General features: G+C 67.0%; 14 protein-coding genes. 7 read left to right on the forward strand and 7 right to left on the reverse strand.

Annotation, left to right across the window (positions count from 1 at the left end; translation table 11 throughout):
* Window positions 1-25 precede the first annotated feature (25 nt).
* The 4 genes from aliA to ACT54R_RS03490 form a co-directional block, all read right to left on the reverse strand.
* Window positions 26-1,684, reverse strand: a complete 1,659-nt coding sequence (gene aliA, locus ACT54R_RS03475) for a cyclohexanecarboxylate-CoA ligase (protein ID WP_476323679.1) — start codon at window positions 1,682-1,684, stop codon at window positions 26-28.
* A 22-nt stretch (window positions 1,685-1,706) separates the two neighbouring features.
* Entirely contained in the window at window positions 1,707-2,879 is a 1,173-nt protein-coding gene (gene aliB, locus ACT54R_RS03480) for a cyclohexanecarboxyl-CoA dehydrogenase (protein ID WP_476323682.1), read from the reverse strand.
* Window positions 2,880-3,098: 219 nt separating this feature from the next.
* A complete protein-coding gene (badI, locus tag ACT54R_RS03485) occupies window positions 3,099-3,881 on the reverse strand; it encodes a 2-ketocyclohexanecarboxyl-CoA hydrolase (protein ID WP_476323685.1) in 783 nt (260 codons plus the stop codon).
* 9 nt (window positions 3,882-3,890) lie between these two features.
* Window positions 3,891-4,661, reverse strand: a complete 771-nt coding sequence (locus ACT54R_RS03490) for an SDR family NAD(P)-dependent oxidoreductase (RefSeq protein WP_476323688.1) — start codon at window positions 4,659-4,661, stop codon at window positions 3,891-3,893.
* A 209-nt stretch (window positions 4,662-4,870) separates the two neighbouring features.
* On the opposite strand from ACT54R_RS03490, the gene ACT54R_RS03495 reads away from it, so the two are divergent.
* Window positions 4,871-5,437 carry a MarR family winged helix-turn-helix transcriptional regulator gene (locus ACT54R_RS03495; protein WP_476323691.1) on the forward strand — a complete coding sequence of 189 codons (567 nt, stop codon included), beginning with the start codon at window positions 4,871-4,873 and terminating at the stop codon, window positions 5,435-5,437.
* Here ACT54R_RS03495 and ACT54R_RS03500 read toward each other — a convergent pair.
* On the reverse strand, window positions 5,403-6,569 hold the full coding sequence (locus ACT54R_RS03500) for an acyl-CoA dehydrogenase family protein (RefSeq protein ID WP_476323694.1): 1,167 nt from the start codon (window positions 6,567-6,569) through the stop codon (window positions 5,403-5,405). The genes ACT54R_RS03495 and ACT54R_RS03500 overlap by 35 nt on opposite strands.
* Before the next feature lie 327 nt (window positions 6,570-6,896).
* Here ACT54R_RS03500 and ACT54R_RS03505 point away from each other — a divergent pair, with 327 nt between their 5' ends.
* A complete protein-coding gene (locus tag ACT54R_RS03505) occupies window positions 6,897-7,673 on the forward strand; it encodes an enoyl-CoA hydratase-related protein (protein WP_476323697.1) in 777 nt (258 codons plus the stop codon).
* Here the strand turns inward: ACT54R_RS03505 and ACT54R_RS03510 are convergent.
* A complete protein-coding gene (locus tag ACT54R_RS03510; RefSeq protein WP_476323700.1) occupies window positions 7,670-8,437 on the reverse strand; it encodes a TetR/AcrR family transcriptional regulator in 768 nt (255 codons plus the stop codon). The two genes, ACT54R_RS03505 and ACT54R_RS03510, sit on opposite strands and share 4 nt — an antisense overlap.
* A 173-nt stretch (window positions 8,438-8,610) precedes the next feature.
* On the opposite strand from ACT54R_RS03510, the gene ACT54R_RS03515 reads away from it, so the two are divergent.
* Genes ACT54R_RS03515 through ACT54R_RS03530 form a run of 4 tightly spaced genes read left to right on the forward strand, consistent with a single transcriptional unit; the run spans window position 8,611 to window position 12,642 of the window.
* Complete coding sequence (locus ACT54R_RS03515; protein ID WP_476323703.1) at window positions 8,611-9,384, forward strand: cyclase family protein; 774 nt, start codon at window positions 8,611-8,613, stop codon at window positions 9,382-9,384.
* A 23-nt stretch (window positions 9,385-9,407) separates the two neighbouring features.
* On the forward strand, window positions 9,408-10,334 hold the full coding sequence (gene kce, locus ACT54R_RS03520) for a 3,5-dioxohexanoate:acetyl-CoA acetone transferase (protein ID WP_168462564.1): 927 nt from the start codon (window positions 9,408-9,410) through the stop codon (window positions 10,332-10,334).
* Window positions 10,335-10,352: 18 nt separating this feature from the next.
* Window positions 10,353-11,369 (forward strand): SMP-30/gluconolactonase/LRE family protein, encoded by a 1,017-nt coding sequence (locus tag ACT54R_RS03525; RefSeq protein ID WP_476323706.1) that lies wholly within the window; start codon window positions 10,353-10,355, stop codon window positions 11,367-11,369.
* Between the two features lie 37 nt (window positions 11,370-11,406).
* On the forward strand, window positions 11,407-12,642 hold the full coding sequence (locus tag ACT54R_RS03530) for an ABC transporter substrate-binding protein (protein WP_476323709.1): 1,236 nt from the start codon (window positions 11,407-11,409) through the stop codon (window positions 12,640-12,642).
* Window positions 12,643-12,710: 68 nt separating this feature from the next.
* Here the strand turns inward: ACT54R_RS03530 and ACT54R_RS03535 are convergent, their stop codons facing one another.
* Window positions 12,711-13,688, reverse strand: coding sequence for a LysR family transcriptional regulator (locus ACT54R_RS03535; RefSeq protein ID WP_476323712.1), 978 nt, complete (start codon window positions 13,686-13,688; stop codon window positions 12,711-12,713).
* Window positions 13,689-13,917: 229 nt separating this feature from the next.
* Between ACT54R_RS03535 and ACT54R_RS03540 the strand changes: the two genes are divergently transcribed.
* A complete protein-coding gene (locus tag ACT54R_RS03540; protein ID WP_476323715.1) occupies window positions 13,918-14,466 on the forward strand; it encodes a hypothetical protein in 549 nt (182 codons plus the stop codon).
* Window positions 14,467-14,707 lie beyond the last annotated feature (241 nt).

Below are 14,707 nucleotides of genomic sequence, written 5' to 3' on the forward strand. Positions count from 1 at the left end.
GGCGGGCCAAGGCGCGAGGGAGCCATCAGGCGCGCGACTTTTCGTAGTCTTCGCGCAGCAGGGTCCGCAACGCGAACTTCTGGATCTTGCCGGAGGCGGTAGAGGGCAGCTGGTCGCGCACCTCGATCCGTTCGGGATAATATTGCTTGGCGAGATGCTGGCGATCGAGGAAGGCGACCATGTCCTCGAAGGTGAAGGTCTTGCCGGCCTTCGGCACGATGAAGGCGCAGGCGCGCTCGCCGAGGCGCTCGTCCGGATAGGCGACGATGGCCACCTGCTGAATGTCCGGGTGCTTGTAGAGCACCGCCTCGATCTCGACCACCGGCAGGTTCTCGGCGCCGCGGATGATGACATCCTTGGTCCGCCCGCAGATGCGGATGTAGCCCTGCTCGTCCATCCGGGCGATGTCGCCAGTGTCGAACCAGCCTTCGGCATCGGTGGCGTTCCACTGCGGACGCTTCAGATAGCCGCCGAAATTGGAGCAGCCGCGCACGTAGAGCGCGCCCTCCTGTCCGGTCGCGAGCACGGAGCCGTCGGCGCCGCGGATCTGCAGCTCCATGCCGGGCAGCACGAAGCCGTCGGTGTTGATGGAGCGCTCGTCGGGGTCCGAGGGAGAAGCGAGGGTCACCGCCCCGTTTTCCGTCATGCCCCAGGCGGAGATGATCTTGGTGCCCAGAACCTTCCGGGCCCGCTCCACCAGCACGCCGGGGATGGCGGTTCCCGCGCACAGGAAGATGCGCAGCGAAGACGATTCGGTGCCCAATTCCTCGACCGTGTTGGTGATATCCATGAGGAACGGCGTCGAGGCCATGGTGAAGGTGACGCCCTCCTGCGCGATGAGCCGCGCCGCCAGCGCCTTGTCCCAGCTGTCCATCAGCACCATGCGGGCCTTCAGCATGAACGGCATCAGCAGGCCGTACATGAAGCCGGTCTGGTGGGCCATGGGAGAGGCCATGAGCACCACGTCCGACGCGCCGAGACCGAGCCGCTGCGCATAGGCGACGAGGTTGGAATACATGGTGTTGGCGGTGTGCATCACCCCCTTGGGCTCGCCCGTCGTGCCCGAGGTGTAGATGAGCTGGCACACCGCGTTGGCGTCGCTGCGGTCCCGGGCGCTGATCTCCTGGGCGGCAGGCACCTCCGCATCGAGCGCGGGATCGAGGAGCGACGCCTCGAACGCGTCCGGCCCCTCCCCTCCCACCACCACGAGGTGGGCCAGGTCGGGCAGGTCCGCCTTCAGGCGGTGCGCCATCGCCTCATGGTCGAAGCCGCGGAAGATGCGGGGAATGGCGAACACCTTGGTCTCGCCGTGGCGGAGCATGAAGGACAGCTCATGCTCGCGGAAGATGGGCATGACCGGGTTGAAGACAACGCCCAGCCTGAGGCAGGCGATGTAGAGCACCACGAATTCCCAGCCGTTCGGCAACTGGCAGGACAGCACATCGTCCTTTCCGAGGCCGAGGCGGCGCAGCCCGGCGGCGGCGCGCCAGGCGAGGCGGTCGATTTCAGCATAGGTCAGTTCGCGCCGCGTGCCCGCGCCCGTCAGCACGGTCAGGACAGCCACGGCATCCGGTTTCTCGGCGAGGCAGATCTCGAAATAGTCGAGCAGGGTCTTGCCTGGCCAGAAGCCTTCCGCCTCCATCCGGGCGCGGCGGGGCGCGATGAGCACGGCGTCGAATTGCATGGTTCCCTCCCCTGTCGCCGGATCAGCCGTTGACCGCGACCCGACCCGCCCGTTCGCGGGCGATGATGTTCTTCATGATGTGCGCGGTGCCGTCGCCGATCTGGAGGCCGAGCACATCGCGCAGTCGCTGCTCGAACGGCAGCTCGGTGGAATAGGCGGCGTGGCCGTGGATCAGCAGGCAGGCGTGGATCGCCTCATAGGCGAGCAGCGGCGGCCACCACTTGGCCATCGCCGCCTCCGCCACGTGCGGCAGGCCATTGTCCTTGAGCCACAGGGCGTTGTAGCTCAGCAGCCGGGCGCCCTCGACGCGGGTGTCGAAGTCGGCGAGCTGGTGGGTGATGCCCTGGAAGGACGCCAGCGGCTTGCCGAAGGCGCGCCGCTCGCCGATGTAGGCCCAGGCCTCGTTGAGAGACTGGCGGGCCGTGCCGAGGCATTGCAGGCCGATGAGCGAGCGGGAGAAGTCGAAGCCCTGCATCACCTGCACGAAGCCCTTGTTCTCCGCCCCGAGCAGGTGATCGACCGGCACCCGCACATTGTCGAAGAAGATGGAGCCGCGGCCGATGGCATGCTGGCCCAGGTCGGTGAAGCGGGTCGTCGAGATGCCGGGGGTGTCCATGGGCACGAAGATGGCGGAGACGCCGTGCGCCTTGTCCTCCGGCCGCCCCGTGCGGGCGAAGACGACGGCGGCCGCGGCCTGGTCCGCCGCCGATATGGAGGTCTTCTCGCCATTGATGACGTAATGGTCGCCGTCGCGCTCCATCCGCAGGCCCAGATTGGCCGCATCCGAGCCGCCGCGCGGCTCGGTGAGCGCAATGGCCAGCAGGATCTCGCCGGCGGTCAGCTTGGGCAGCCAGTGGCGCTTGATCTCGGGATTGGCGAAGTTCGCGAGGATCTGGCCGTTGAGGGAGGCGAGGACGTTGATATAGCCGAAGTTGAAGTCGCCCTTGGCGATCTCCTCGATGATGACGCCCGAATAGATGGAGCCCGCGCCGCTGCCGCCGAATTCCTCGGGCAGCTCGGGCGCGATCAGGCCAAGGCTGCCCATCTCGCGCACCAGCTCCGCGCCGAACGTGCCGGTCCGCTCGCGCTCCTTGTAGCCGGGGGCCAGCTTGTCGGCGGCGAACCTCGCGGCGAGATCGCGCAGGGCGATCAGGTCTTCCGTGTCGAAAACCGTGGGATAGGCCGTGGGCGTCATGGGATTTCCTGCCTGGACGTCTTCTTGCCGGATGAAATGAGCCGCCATGCGGAGCGAGCGCGGGCGGAGCGTCTGGCGGCCGCTCCACTGGCGCGGCCGCACGTGGCAGGCCCGCCATGCCGGCGCCCTGACGCGCGGCATGGTGGAACCGTCCGGCCCCTCGCACCCCCTGCGGGACGGGCGCGCGCGGCGGCAACGGACCTCCCCGAAGCGGGGACCCTACTTGCCGAACTTGCGAAAGTCGGGCTTGCGCTTCTCGCGGAAGGCGACGCCGCCTTCCTTGCTTTCGTCGGTGTCGTAATAGAGGCTCAGCGCCCGCATCCCGAGGGCGGAGATGCCGCGGATGCTTTCGCTGTCGGCGTTGAAGGACACCTTGGCGAGGGCGAGCGCCGTGGGCGAGCGCTCCATCAGCTCGGCCACCCAGCGGTCCACCTCGGCGTCGAGGTCCTCGTGGGGCACGACCGCGTTGACGAGGCCCATGGCGAGGGCCTCCGCGGCGCTGTAGCGCTTGTTGAGGTACCAGATCTCCCGCGCCTTCTTCTCCCCCACCACGCGGGCGAGATAGGCGGTGCCGAAGCCCGGATCGACCGAGCCCACCTTGGGGCCGACCTGCCCGAACTGCGCCTTCTCGGACGCGATGGTGAGGTCGCAGATGGTGGCCAGCACATTGCCGCCGCCGATGGCGAAGCCGTTCACGCGCGCAATGACCGGCTTCGGCACGTCGCGGATGAGGCTTTGCAGTTCGTCGATGGGCAGGCCGATGACGCCGCGCCCGTCATACTGCCCATCATGAGCCGACTGGTCGCCGCCGGTGCAGAAGGCCTTGTCGCCGGCACCGGTGAGCACGATGACGCCCACCTTGCGGTCCCAGCCGGCGGTCTGGAAGGCGTGGATCAGCTCGTCCACGGTGTGGCCGCGGAAAGCGTTGTACTTGTCCGGCCGGTTGATGGTGATCCAGGCGGCTCCGCCGCGGATCTCGTAGAGGATATCCGTATAGTTCATGATTGATCCTCAGCCGTGCATGGTCAGGCCGCCGGAAACCGAGATCACCTGGCCGGTGATGAAGGCGGCGTCGTCGCTGGACAGGAACAGGATGGCGCCGGGCAGGTCCTCGGGCTTGCCGAGGCGGCCGAGCGGCACGGCGCGGGTAAAGGCGGTGCGCAGCTTTTCCTTGTCGCCCGCCGCCTCCATGAAGCTCTCCAGCATCGCCGTCTCGGTCACCCCGGGGCAGACGGTGTTGAAGGTGATGCCGTGGCGGGCATTCTCGCGCGCCAGCGTCTTCATGAAGGCGATCACGCCGGCCTTGCAGGCGGCATAGACCGCCTCGCCGGACGAGCCGACCCGCCCGGCGTCCGAGCCGATGGACACGATGCGCCCACCCTGCCCGCGTGCGACCATGGAGGCCAGCACCGGCTTGGTGATGTTGAGCACGGCGCGCAGGTTGATATCGATGATCTTCGACCAGAAGTCGGGCTCCGACTTCAGGAAGGGGACGAACAGGTCCCAGCCCGCATTGTTCACGAGGATGTCGATGGGGCCGAAATCGACCTCCACCGCGGTGATCGCCTTCGCAACGGCATCGTAGTCGGTGAGATCGACCACCAGCGCGACCGCCTCGCCGCCGCCGGCCCTGATCCCCTCCACCACCTTCTCCGCCGCTGCGGCGCCGATGTCCGCCACGATGACCCGCGCGCCGTCCTCGGCGAAGCGGCGACAGGTGGCAGAGCCGATACCGCCGCCGCCGCCAGTTACAACAACAACTTTGCCTTTCAAGCCTCGCACGACGGCACCTCTTCCAAATCGCAAGCCGGGACCGAAACGACGAGAACCGCTCCGTTATTGCCTATGGATCGATATCGACATCCCCGGAACCGCGCCGAACTCCGTATATTCAATCTACGGGCACTCGCATTTTTATGTCAATATATTTCCATTATTGCGCCGCAGCAGTCGCCCTTGACCGCACCGTGCGGCGCAGTCAGAGTGCAGGCATGACAAAGGATGGCGGCGGTTCGCGGGGCATTTCGCCGGGCTTGAGCAACAGGCTCTTCTTCCGGCTCTATCAATGCGCCAACATGTTGCATAAGACCGGGACACGGGCGCTGGACGACTACGAGATCACCACCCAGCAATGGGCGGTGCTCGGCGCGCTGACCCGCCCCGCTTTCGCGGAAGGGGTGGCGGTGGGCGACCTCGCCGCCTTCCTGCTGGTCACCCGGCAGAATCTCGCCGGCGTGCTGCAGCGGCTCGAGGCCATGGACTATGTGGAGCGCACGGTCGACGCCAACGACAACCGCTCCCGCCTCATTCGCCTGACACCCAAGGGGCGCAGCCTGTGGGACGCCAACATGCGCCCCGTGATCGCCGACTATTACGACGCGGCCCTCGCCGGCTTCTCCACCGAGGACCGCATCCACATGATCCACTACCTCGACAAGATGCTGACCAACTTCAAGGCTCTCGACCCGGAAGCCTCCGCCCGCCAAGAGGAGGAGGTGCGGGCTGCCGCGCCCGCACCGGCGCCTAGAGTCCGGCGCGTGCCTTCGCCTCGGCGGTGAGGGCCTTGGCGATGATGATCTGCTGGATCTGGGTGGTGCCCTCGTAAATCCGGAACAGGCGCGCGTCCCGATAGAGCTGCTCGGCGCGGTATTCGCGGATATAGCCGTTGCCGCCATGGACCTGCACGTTGCGATCGGCGATGCGGCCCACTGCCTCGGAAGCGAACATCTTGGCGCAGGAGGCCTCCACGCTCACATCCTCGCCCGCATCCCGCTTGCGGGCCGCGTCCAGCACCATGCAGCGGGCGGCATAGGCATCCGCCTTCGAATCGGCAAACATGGCCTGGAGGAGCTGGAAATCGGCCAGCGGACGGCCGAACTGCCGGCGCCCCACCGCATAGGCGAGCATGTCTTCGAGGATGCGCTCGGAGAGGCCGACGCAGGCGGCCGCGATATGGAGCCGCCCCTTGTCGAGCACCTTCATGGCGGTCTTGAAGCCCTGCCCCTCGACCCCGCCGATGAGCGCAGATGCCGGCACCCGGCAATCCTCGAAGATCACGTCGCACACATGGGCGCCCTGCTGGCCCATCTTCTTTTCCGGCTTGCCGGTGGAAAGCCCCGGCGTACCGCGCTCCACGACGAAGGCCGACACGCCGGCCGCGCCCTTCTGGGCCGGGTCGGTTCGGGCCATGACGGTGAACAGGCTCGCGTGAGGCGCATTGGTGATGAAGCGCTTGGTGCCGTTCAGCACATAGACGTCACCCTCGCGCCGCGCCGTGGTCCGTACCGCGCCCGCGTCCGACCCCACGTCCGGCTCGGTGAGGGCGAACGAGCCGATGATGTCGCCGGAGGCGAGGCCGGGCAGGTATTTCGCCTTCTGCTCGGGTGTGCCGTCGATGGCGATGCCCTGCATGCCGATGCCCACATTGGTGGCGAACAGGGAGCGGAAGGCGGGCGCGGCGCGGCCCAGCTCGAACAGGGCCAGCACCTCCTCCTCCATGGTGAGGCCAAGGCCGCCGAACTCCTCGGGCGCGGTGAGGCCGAACAGGCCGAGATCCCGCATCCCGGCCACGATCTCGGCCGGAATGGCGTCGCTCTCGGCCACCTCGGCCTCGGCGGGGATCAGCCGCTCATCGACGAAACGGCGGATCGCCTCGATGAGTTGGGACAGGGTTCCCGGATCCAGAGCCATGACATTCCCTCCCGCTTCTATGGAAATATATTGTCATATATATTCGCGATGGGACCGCCCCGCAAGCGATCGAACGCATGCCATGCCTCAACGGAGAAATCGCCGCAATTGCGCAAGGGGATGCCTTGCCTGCGAGAGATTATAACAATACATTTCCTAATTGCGGAGGGCCAGCAGGCCATTGTTCCGGCGATATGCAGCGGTGTCGGCGCCATCCAGCGAGACATGCCCGGGCCAGCCATGCCGGCGGGACGGACTTCGCCCGGCTCGAGGAGCCGGCCCGCCTCGCCCAAATCCTGATCCTGATCCTGATTTCGTGAGAATCCCATGACCTACGAGACCATCCTCACGGCCACGGACGGCGCCGTCGGCATCATCACCCTCAACCGACCCGAGGCGCTGAATGCCCTCGACAGCCGGATCACCGCCGAGCTGTCCCACGCGGCGGCCGCCTTCGACGCCGACCGCGCCATCGGCGCCATCGTCGTCACCGGCTCGGAGCGGGCGTTCGCCGCCGGGGCCGACATCAAGGAGATCAAGGACAAGACATTCGCCGAGGTCTACGAGGAGCAGCTCATCACCGCTACCTGGGAAGGCCTTTCGCGGGTCCGCAAGCCCACCATCGCGGCGGTGTCGGGCCATGCCATCGGCGGGGGCTGCGAGCTGGCCCTGATGTGCGACATCATCATCGCGTCGGAGACCGCGCGGTTCGCGCTGCCGGAAACCACCATCGGCATCATTCCCGGCGCGGGCGGAACCCAGCGGCTCACGCGCATCGTCGGCAAGGCCGTGGCCATGGACATGATCCTCACCGGCCGGGCGCTGTCCGCCGGAGAGGCGCTGGCGATGGGCCTCGTCAGCCGCGTGGTGCCGGCCGGCACGCATGTCGCCGAGGCGGTGGCGATCGCCGCTCGGATTTCCGGCTCATCCCGGCCCGTAATCCGCCTCGCCAAGGAGGCGGTGAACCAGGCCTATGAAACGCATCTCCAGGAGGGCCTCTATGTGGAACGCAGGCTCCTCTATTCCACCTTTGCCCTTGAGGACCGGCGCGAGGGGATGAACGCCTTCGCGGAAAAACGCCGGCCGACGTTCCGCAACATCTAGCCCGGCGGTCGACGCCGGACCGCGCCGGCACCGGCAGGCGCCGCCGGCGGCGAACCGCACATCGCCTCAAGGCCGGCGGTGACGAACCGCACGAAATCCTCGAACAGCGCCGGATCGCCCGCCGTCGCCCGGCCATCGGACAGGCGCTCGATGCGCTTGTCGGCCACGTACATCAAGAGGGCCCCGACCGCATACTCGTAGGCCCAGAGCAGCCGGTCATGCGGGCAACCGGGAATCGCGACGGCCATGGCCTCCAGGAAGGCGCGGACCAGCGGATCATAGAAGCGCTCGATGGTCTCGGTGGCTTCCGGGCCGGGGTCCCAGGCGGTGCGGGCGACCAGCAGGGAGAAGCTGTCGCCGCTCGCCGAGCCGTGCAGCCGCACCACCGGTTCCGCCCAGGCCGTGACGATCTCCGCGACCCGCCCCTCCCCGGGGCCACGCGCCCCGATTTCGCGGATGCGGGAAATGCGCTCGTCCAGATTGGCCTGGCGATGGGCGAAGACGGTGGCGAGCAATTCCGGCTTGCGACCGAAATAATAGCCCACCAGCGCCACTGGCACGCCGGCGCGGGCGGCGATATCGCGCACCGAGACCGCGGCATAGCCCCGTTCGGCAAAGAGAAATTCCGCGCTGGCCAGAATGTCCTGCCGGCGATCGGGCCGCTGCGGATCGCCGGGCGCGACCGCCGAGCGGCGCGCGCCTTTCCCGCGCCCGGACGGCGAGGCGGAGCGCCTGGCGGCGGATGTCTTCGTCTTCGTCTCCATAGGCCTTTTCTAGCGTTGCCGCTGCATCCGCACCAGCCGCGGCGTCACACGAGGCGGCAAAGGCGGCGCCCCGCCTGCTCCATCTTGTACAATCGTACAATAACCTGTACGCCTGTACAAAATGAAGGCTGCAAGAGCGATGCTCACGCTCGGGGCCGGGAGGACGAGACGCCGTGCCAAGATTCGTCGACATCTCCATTCCGCTGGAAAACGACGTGCCCGCCGACCCGCCCTTCCAGCGGGTCCGCATCGACTATTCCGTCCACACGGAAACCGCGGCCACCCTCTGCGCCGCCTTCCCCGGCCTCACGCCCGAGCAGCTTCCCGAGGGCATGGGCTGGGCGGTGGAGACGGCTCACATCTCCACCCACAATGGCACCCATGTGGATGCCCCCTGGCATTATCACCCCACCATGGACGGCGGGGCCCGCGCCATCACCATCGACGAGATCCCGCTCGACTGGTGCTTCCGCCCCGGCGTGAAGCTGGACTTCCGCCACCTGCCCGACGGCCATGTGGTGACGCCGGCCGAGATCGACGCGGAGCTGGCCCGCATCGGCCACACGCTGAGCCCCCTCGACATCGTGGTGGCCAACACCGCCGCCGGCACCGCCTATGGTCAGGCCGACTACGTGGACAAGGGCTGCGGCTTCGGCCGGGACGCCACCCTCCACCTCGTGAACCAGGGCGTGCGCGTCGTCGGCACGGACGGCTGGAGCTGGGACGCGCCCTTCTCCTTTACGGCCCGCCGCTTCGCCGAGACGGGCGATGCCTCCCTCATCTGGGAAGGCCACAAGGCCGGGCGCGAGAAGGGCTATTGCCAGATCGAGAAGCTGCACAATCTCGAAGCGCTGCCCTCGACCGGCTTCACCATCAGCTGCTTCCCGGTGAAGGTGCGCGCCGCCTCCGCCGGCTGGACGCGGGCCGTCGCCATCCTTCCCGATTGAACGCATTTTCGCGGAGACATGTCTTGAGCAAGGTCATCATCACCTGCGCGGTGACGGGCGGCATTCACACGCCCACCATGTCCGACGCGCTGCCCATCACGCCCAACGAGATCGCCGAGCAGGCCATCGCCGCGGCGGAAGCCGGCGCCGCCATCCTGCACCTGCACGCCCGCGACCCCAAGGACGGGCGGCCGACGCCCGATCCGGCCGTGTTCATGGAATTCCTGCCGCGCATCAAGCAGGCGACCGATGCGGTCATCAACATCACCACCGGCGGCGGCCTGAACATGACGGTGGAGGACCGCCTCGCCGCGCCGCTCAAGGCCGCGCCGGAGATGTGCTCCCTGAACATGGGCTCCATGAACTTCGCTTTGCACCCGCTGGCGAAGCGCTATTCCAACTGGAAGCACGAGTGGGAGGAACCGTACCTCACCGGCACGAAGGACTTCATCTTCCGCAACACGTTCGGCGACATCGAGCGCATCTACAAGATGCTGGGCGAGGAGCACGGCACCAAGTTCGAGCACGAATGCTACGACGTGGGCCACCTCTACAATCTCGCCCATTGCCTCGATCAGGGCTGGTTCCGCCCGCCGGTGTTCCTGCAGCTGATCTTCGGGATTCTCGGTGGCATCGGGCCGGACATGGACAATCTGATGTTCATGAAGCGCACGGCGGACAAGCTGTTCGGCAAGGACTATCACTGGTCCGTGCTCGCCGCCGGCCGCCACCAGATGCCGTTCGCGACGCAGGCGGCCATGATGGGCGGCAACGTGCGGGTGGGGCTGGAGGACAGCCTGTTCATCGGCCGCGGCAAGCTCGCCTCCTCCAATGCCGAGCAGGTGGCCAAGATCCGCCGTATTCTGGAAGAACTCGGCCACGAGATCGCCACCCCGGACGAGGCCCGCGCCACCCTCGGCCTCAAGGGCGCCGACAAGGTGAGCTTCTAGAAAAAGGGCAGCAACGCCATGGCATCGCCCAACCCCATCGACGGCTTTACGGTCGACCCCGCCGCCATCGCCTACGTGGGCGAGGGCCTTCAGCGTCCCGAGTGCATTCTCGCCGAGCGCGACGGTTCGCTCTGGAGCGCGGACGCGCGTGGCGGGGTGGTGCACATACGCCCCGACGGCACCCAGACGCTGATCGCGCAGAGCGAGGCGACGCATTTCGCCTCCGCTACCGACGAGGAGACGCGCTTCGTCTCCGGCACCCTGCCGAACGGCCTCGCCTTCGCCCGCAACGGCGACATCCTGATCTCCAATTTCGGCACCGACCGGCTGGAGATCATGACCCGCGACGGCCAGTCCCGTGTGCTCGCCGACACCATCGACGGCACGCCCATCGGCAAGGTCAATTTCGTGCTGCGCGACAGAAGGGACCGCATCTGGCTCACCATCTCCACCCGCATCAAGAACTGGATGCAGGCCATGAGCCCGAACGTCTCCGACGGCTATGTGGCGCTCTATGAGAACGGCCATCTGCGCATCGTTGCCGACGGCTTCTGCTTCACCAACGAGATCCGCTTCGACGCCAAGGAGGAATGGCTCTATGTGGTGGAGACGGGCGGCAAGCGGGTGACGCGCCTCAGGGCGCTGCCCAATGGCGACCTCGTGGACCGCGAGACCTTCGGGCCCTCGGACCACGGCGCCTTCATCGACGGCATCGCCTTCGACACTTATGGCAACCTCTGGGGCACCCATGTGATGACGGACCGCATCTTCGCCATCACCCCCGATGGCGACCTGCGCATCATCCTCGACGACGATCGCGGCAGCGCCGCCGGCAAGGCGCTGATGGCGGCGTTGGATAAAGACGCCGTGACGCCCGAGCTGATGCTCGCCTGCGGCGGCACCATTGCCCCCTGGTTCGCCAGCGTGACCTTCGGCGGACCGGACCTGAAAACCGTCTATGTGGGCAGCCTGCGCGGCACCCGTATTCCCTTCTTCCGTTCCCCGGTGGCGGGCCTGCCCATGGTCCACTGGTGAGGGACGATCAATGACAAGAACGACCGGGAGGACATCCATGACAGCGAAATTCGGCCCCCTCGCTCTAGCCCTCGCGGCGGGCCTCACCGCATCGCCCGCGGCGGCGGAAATCTCCGGCGGCACGGTGAAGGTGGGCGTGCTCACCGACATGTCCGGCGTCTATTCCGACATCACCGGCAAGGGCTCGCTGATCGCCGCCCAGATGGCCATCGACGACTGCCTCAAGGCCGAGTGCGCCGGCATGAAGATCGAGATGGTCTCGGCCGATCACCAGAACAAGGCGGACATCGCCTCCGCCACCGCGCGCAAGTGGATCGACCAGGAGGGCGTGGACGTCCTCGCCGACATGTCCAACGCCTCCATCCAGCTCGCCATCGCGCCGCTGGTGAAGGAGAAGAACCGCGTCGCCCTCTTCCCCGGCGGCACCGCGCGCCTCACCGGCGATGCCTGCCAGCCGGGCCATGTGGTGCAATGGATGTGGGACACCTATGTGCAGGTGGCTGGCATCGCCAACCGCCTCACCCAGCCTGGCACCTCCTGGTATCTCGTGACAGCGGACTATGCCCTCGGCCAGCAATTGGAGGCCGACGCCAAGACCGTGGTGGGCAGGAAGGGCGGCAAGTTCCTCGGCTCCGTGCGGCACCCCTTCCCTGCGGTGGACCTCTCCTCGCCGCTCCTGACGGCGCAGGGCTCGGGCGCGGACATCATCGCCCTCGCCAACGCCGGCAATGACACGGTGACGGGCATCAAGACCGCGCGCGAATTCGGCATCACCACCTCCAAGCAGAAGCTCGTCGCCTTCTTCCTCACCGCGCTGGACGTGAAGAGCGTGGGCCTGCCGGTGGCGCAGGGCACGCTGCTGTCGGAAGGCTTCTACTGGGACCTCGACGACGGCACCCGCGCCTTCTCCGAGCGCTTCAAGGCGCAGAACGGCAAGATCCCCTCCGCAATCCATGCCGGCGTCTATTCTTCCGTGCTGCACTATCTGAAGTCGGTGGCGGCGACGAAGAGCGATGATGCCGAGACCGTGGTGAAGAAGATGGGCGAACTGCCCATCAAGGACGACGTGGTGCGCAACGCCAAGCTCCGCGAGGACGGGCGCATGGTCCACGATTTCTACGTCTTCGAGGTGAAGTCGCCCGAGGCCTCCAAGGGCGAGTGGGACCTCTACAAGCTGGTCGCCACGCTGCCCGGCGACGAGGCCTTCCGCCCCCTCTCCGAGAGCGCCTGTCCCGCGGTGATCGCCGCGCGTGGGGAGAAGAAGTCGAATTGACATCAAGGGCCGCGCCCCTGCGCGGCCCTGTTCCCCATCATCCACGCCAGCCGCCAATCGTCCGCGGGTCATGACGCCCATAGGGGGGGACTGCCAATGAACGTGCGCAACGCCTCGGAAAAAGCTCGCACCTTCGCGCTTGGTTGCGGCAGGGCACGCAGGAGATAGATGCCCGCGGCCCCTTCGTTCCAGGACTCGCCCCCGACCGGCAGGCGCACGAGCCGGCGGGCCATCACGTCCGGGCCGACGACCCAGCTCGGCAGAAATGCGATCCCCAGACCCGCCTCGGCCGCCGCGCGCTGGGCGTCGAAATCATCCGAACGAAAGCTCACTGTTCCAGTCCCGGCATGGCCGGCCGGGCGGCCGAGCACATCGCGCCAGCCGAGGAGGTCGGCGCCGTGCAGCTTGTCGATCAGCCGGTGCGCTGGCAGGTCTTCTGCGCTGTCGGGCCTGCCGGCCCGCTTCAGATAGTCCGGGCTCGCCACCAGCTGGCGCTCCAAGGGCGCCACCTTGGTCGCGATCAGCGTGCTGTCGCTCAGCGCGCCCATTCGGATGACGACGTCGAGGCGCTCGATGACTGGATCGGCCAGCCGCTCCGTCAGATCGAGTTCGACGTGCAATGCGGGATGCTCGGCCTGCAGGGTAGCGACGACCGGCAGCACGTAGCGCTTGCCGAAGGAGGGGAAGCAGGCGATCCGCAATGTGCCCGAGACGGAGCCATCGAAGGCGGCCACTTCCGCATGGGTGTCGGCGAGGTCGTCCAGGTGCCGCTGCGCGCGCTCGTGAAGCCGCCGGCCGGCATCGGTAAGAGTCAGCGCACGAGTCGAGCGGATGAAAAGCGCGACACCCAGATCCTCCTCCAGCGCATCGATCTGACGGACGATCGCCGACGGCGTCACGGCGCGTCGTCGCGCGGCCCCGGAGAAACTCCCAGCCCGGACGACATCCACGAAGGTGGCAAGGAATTCGGCGAAGTGGGGTCTCATCTTTGCGATCCGGGCAAAGCCATTTGCAGGAGGCTCCGGCTTATCGCCGATGCGGGACACTCGCATATTCGCAGCGTCACCACATCGGCGGCGCCGCTCCACTCGGCCGGGTTCATCGCAATCGCAGCGCGCCGACGTTCCATCTCGCAAGATATCACTGGGTCGCAGGCATACTGAAATACGCCGGCACCGGGGCCGCGCGCGGCCGATTCTGTTTCACTGCCTCGCGTATCTGCGTCCCGCGCACGCGAGCCATCTCATTCGCACGCTTATCTAGAAGGAAAACTCCATGAAGATTCTGACTGATAAGATCCTCTCGCAGTCTGCCTATACTGCGGAGATCGACGTTCGGTTTGAAAAGATCGACATCGCGGAATGGCTTTTCAACTTGCCGGAAGCGGAATATCTGCGCTGTTGCCCGCCCGATCACATCGGCTCCGGCGTCACGACCACCGACGATGGTCGCCGCATGGTCATCAATGTGGAGATGATCGGCACCGGCCTCGTCATCCAGCACTACATCGCCGAGGAGGCGACGGCGAACTATTGCCGGATGAACTCGATCTCCAACGTGTTCACGCCCGTCGGCCGCACGCAGGTCAATGTGCTCTGGGAGCTGATGGCCGAGGAGATCGAGGGCGGCAGGACCCGCTACACCAATCGAGTCACCTCCCACCCGACCGACGTGTTCATGGATTTCCTCGCCACCCACGGCCAGACCTTCGAGCAGGCGGCCATCGCCCGGCAGGAAGCCGGTGGCGATCACAACCGCCGGGAGACGCCGCTCTTCGCCGCCAGCATCGGACGCCGTGCGCTCGCCAAGGCCGCGGCGAAATGAAAGCGATCGTGTTGGATGCGTTGGGCCCGGCCGACGTGCTCCATCTCGGCGACGTGTCGCCGGAGGTTCGCCCCGGCGATCTTCTGGTCAAGGTTTACATGGGGGTAGCATCTCGGATGCGGGCCGTCCGGCGTGCGATCCCGGGGCAGCCTTAGACTATCGCCGGTCCGCAGCTCCACCGCCGGCAACGGTCGCCCAGAACGCCTCGGCGGTGCTGGAAAGGCGCGTGCGCGGGCGGAAG

The organism is Xanthobacter sp. DMC47, from assembly GCF_056313845.1.

What these genes read in the sequence shown, in the direction of transcription:
- ACT54R_RS03495 (WP_476323691.1), top strand. Translation starts at nt 4,871, where the DNA reads ATGACAAAGGATGGCGGCGGTTCGCGGGGCATTTCGCCGGGCTTGAGC.
- ACT54R_RS03510 (WP_476323700.1), bottom strand. Translation starts at nt 8,437, where the DNA reads ATGGAGACGAAGACGAAGACATCCGCCGCCAGGCGCTCCGCCTCGCCG.
- aliA (WP_476323679.1), bottom strand. Translation starts at nt 1,684, where the DNA reads ATGCAATTCGACGCCGTGCTCATCGCGCCCCGCCGCGCCCGGATGGAG.
- ACT54R_RS03500 (WP_476323694.1), bottom strand. Translation starts at nt 6,569, where the DNA reads ATGGCTCTGGATCCGGGAACCCTGTCCCAACTCATCGAGGCGATCCGC.
- ACT54R_RS03525 (WP_476323706.1), top strand. Translation starts at nt 10,353, where the DNA reads ATGGCATCGCCCAACCCCATCGACGGCTTTACGGTCGACCCCGCCGCC.
- ACT54R_RS03530 (WP_476323709.1), top strand. Translation starts at nt 11,407, where the DNA reads ATGACAGCGAAATTCGGCCCCCTCGCTCTAGCCCTCGCGGCGGGCCTC.
- badI (WP_476323685.1), bottom strand. Translation starts at nt 3,881, where the DNA reads ATGAACTATACGGATATCCTCTACGAGATCCGCGGCGGAGCCGCCTGG.
- aliB (WP_476323682.1), bottom strand. Translation starts at nt 2,879, where the DNA reads ATGACGCCCACGGCCTATCCCACGGTTTTCGACACGGAAGACCTGATC.
- ACT54R_RS03505 (WP_476323697.1), top strand. Translation starts at nt 6,897, where the DNA reads ATGACCTACGAGACCATCCTCACGGCCACGGACGGCGCCGTCGGCATC.
- ACT54R_RS03540 (WP_476323715.1), top strand. Translation starts at nt 13,918, where the DNA reads ATGAAGATTCTGACTGATAAGATCCTCTCGCAGTCTGCCTATACTGCG.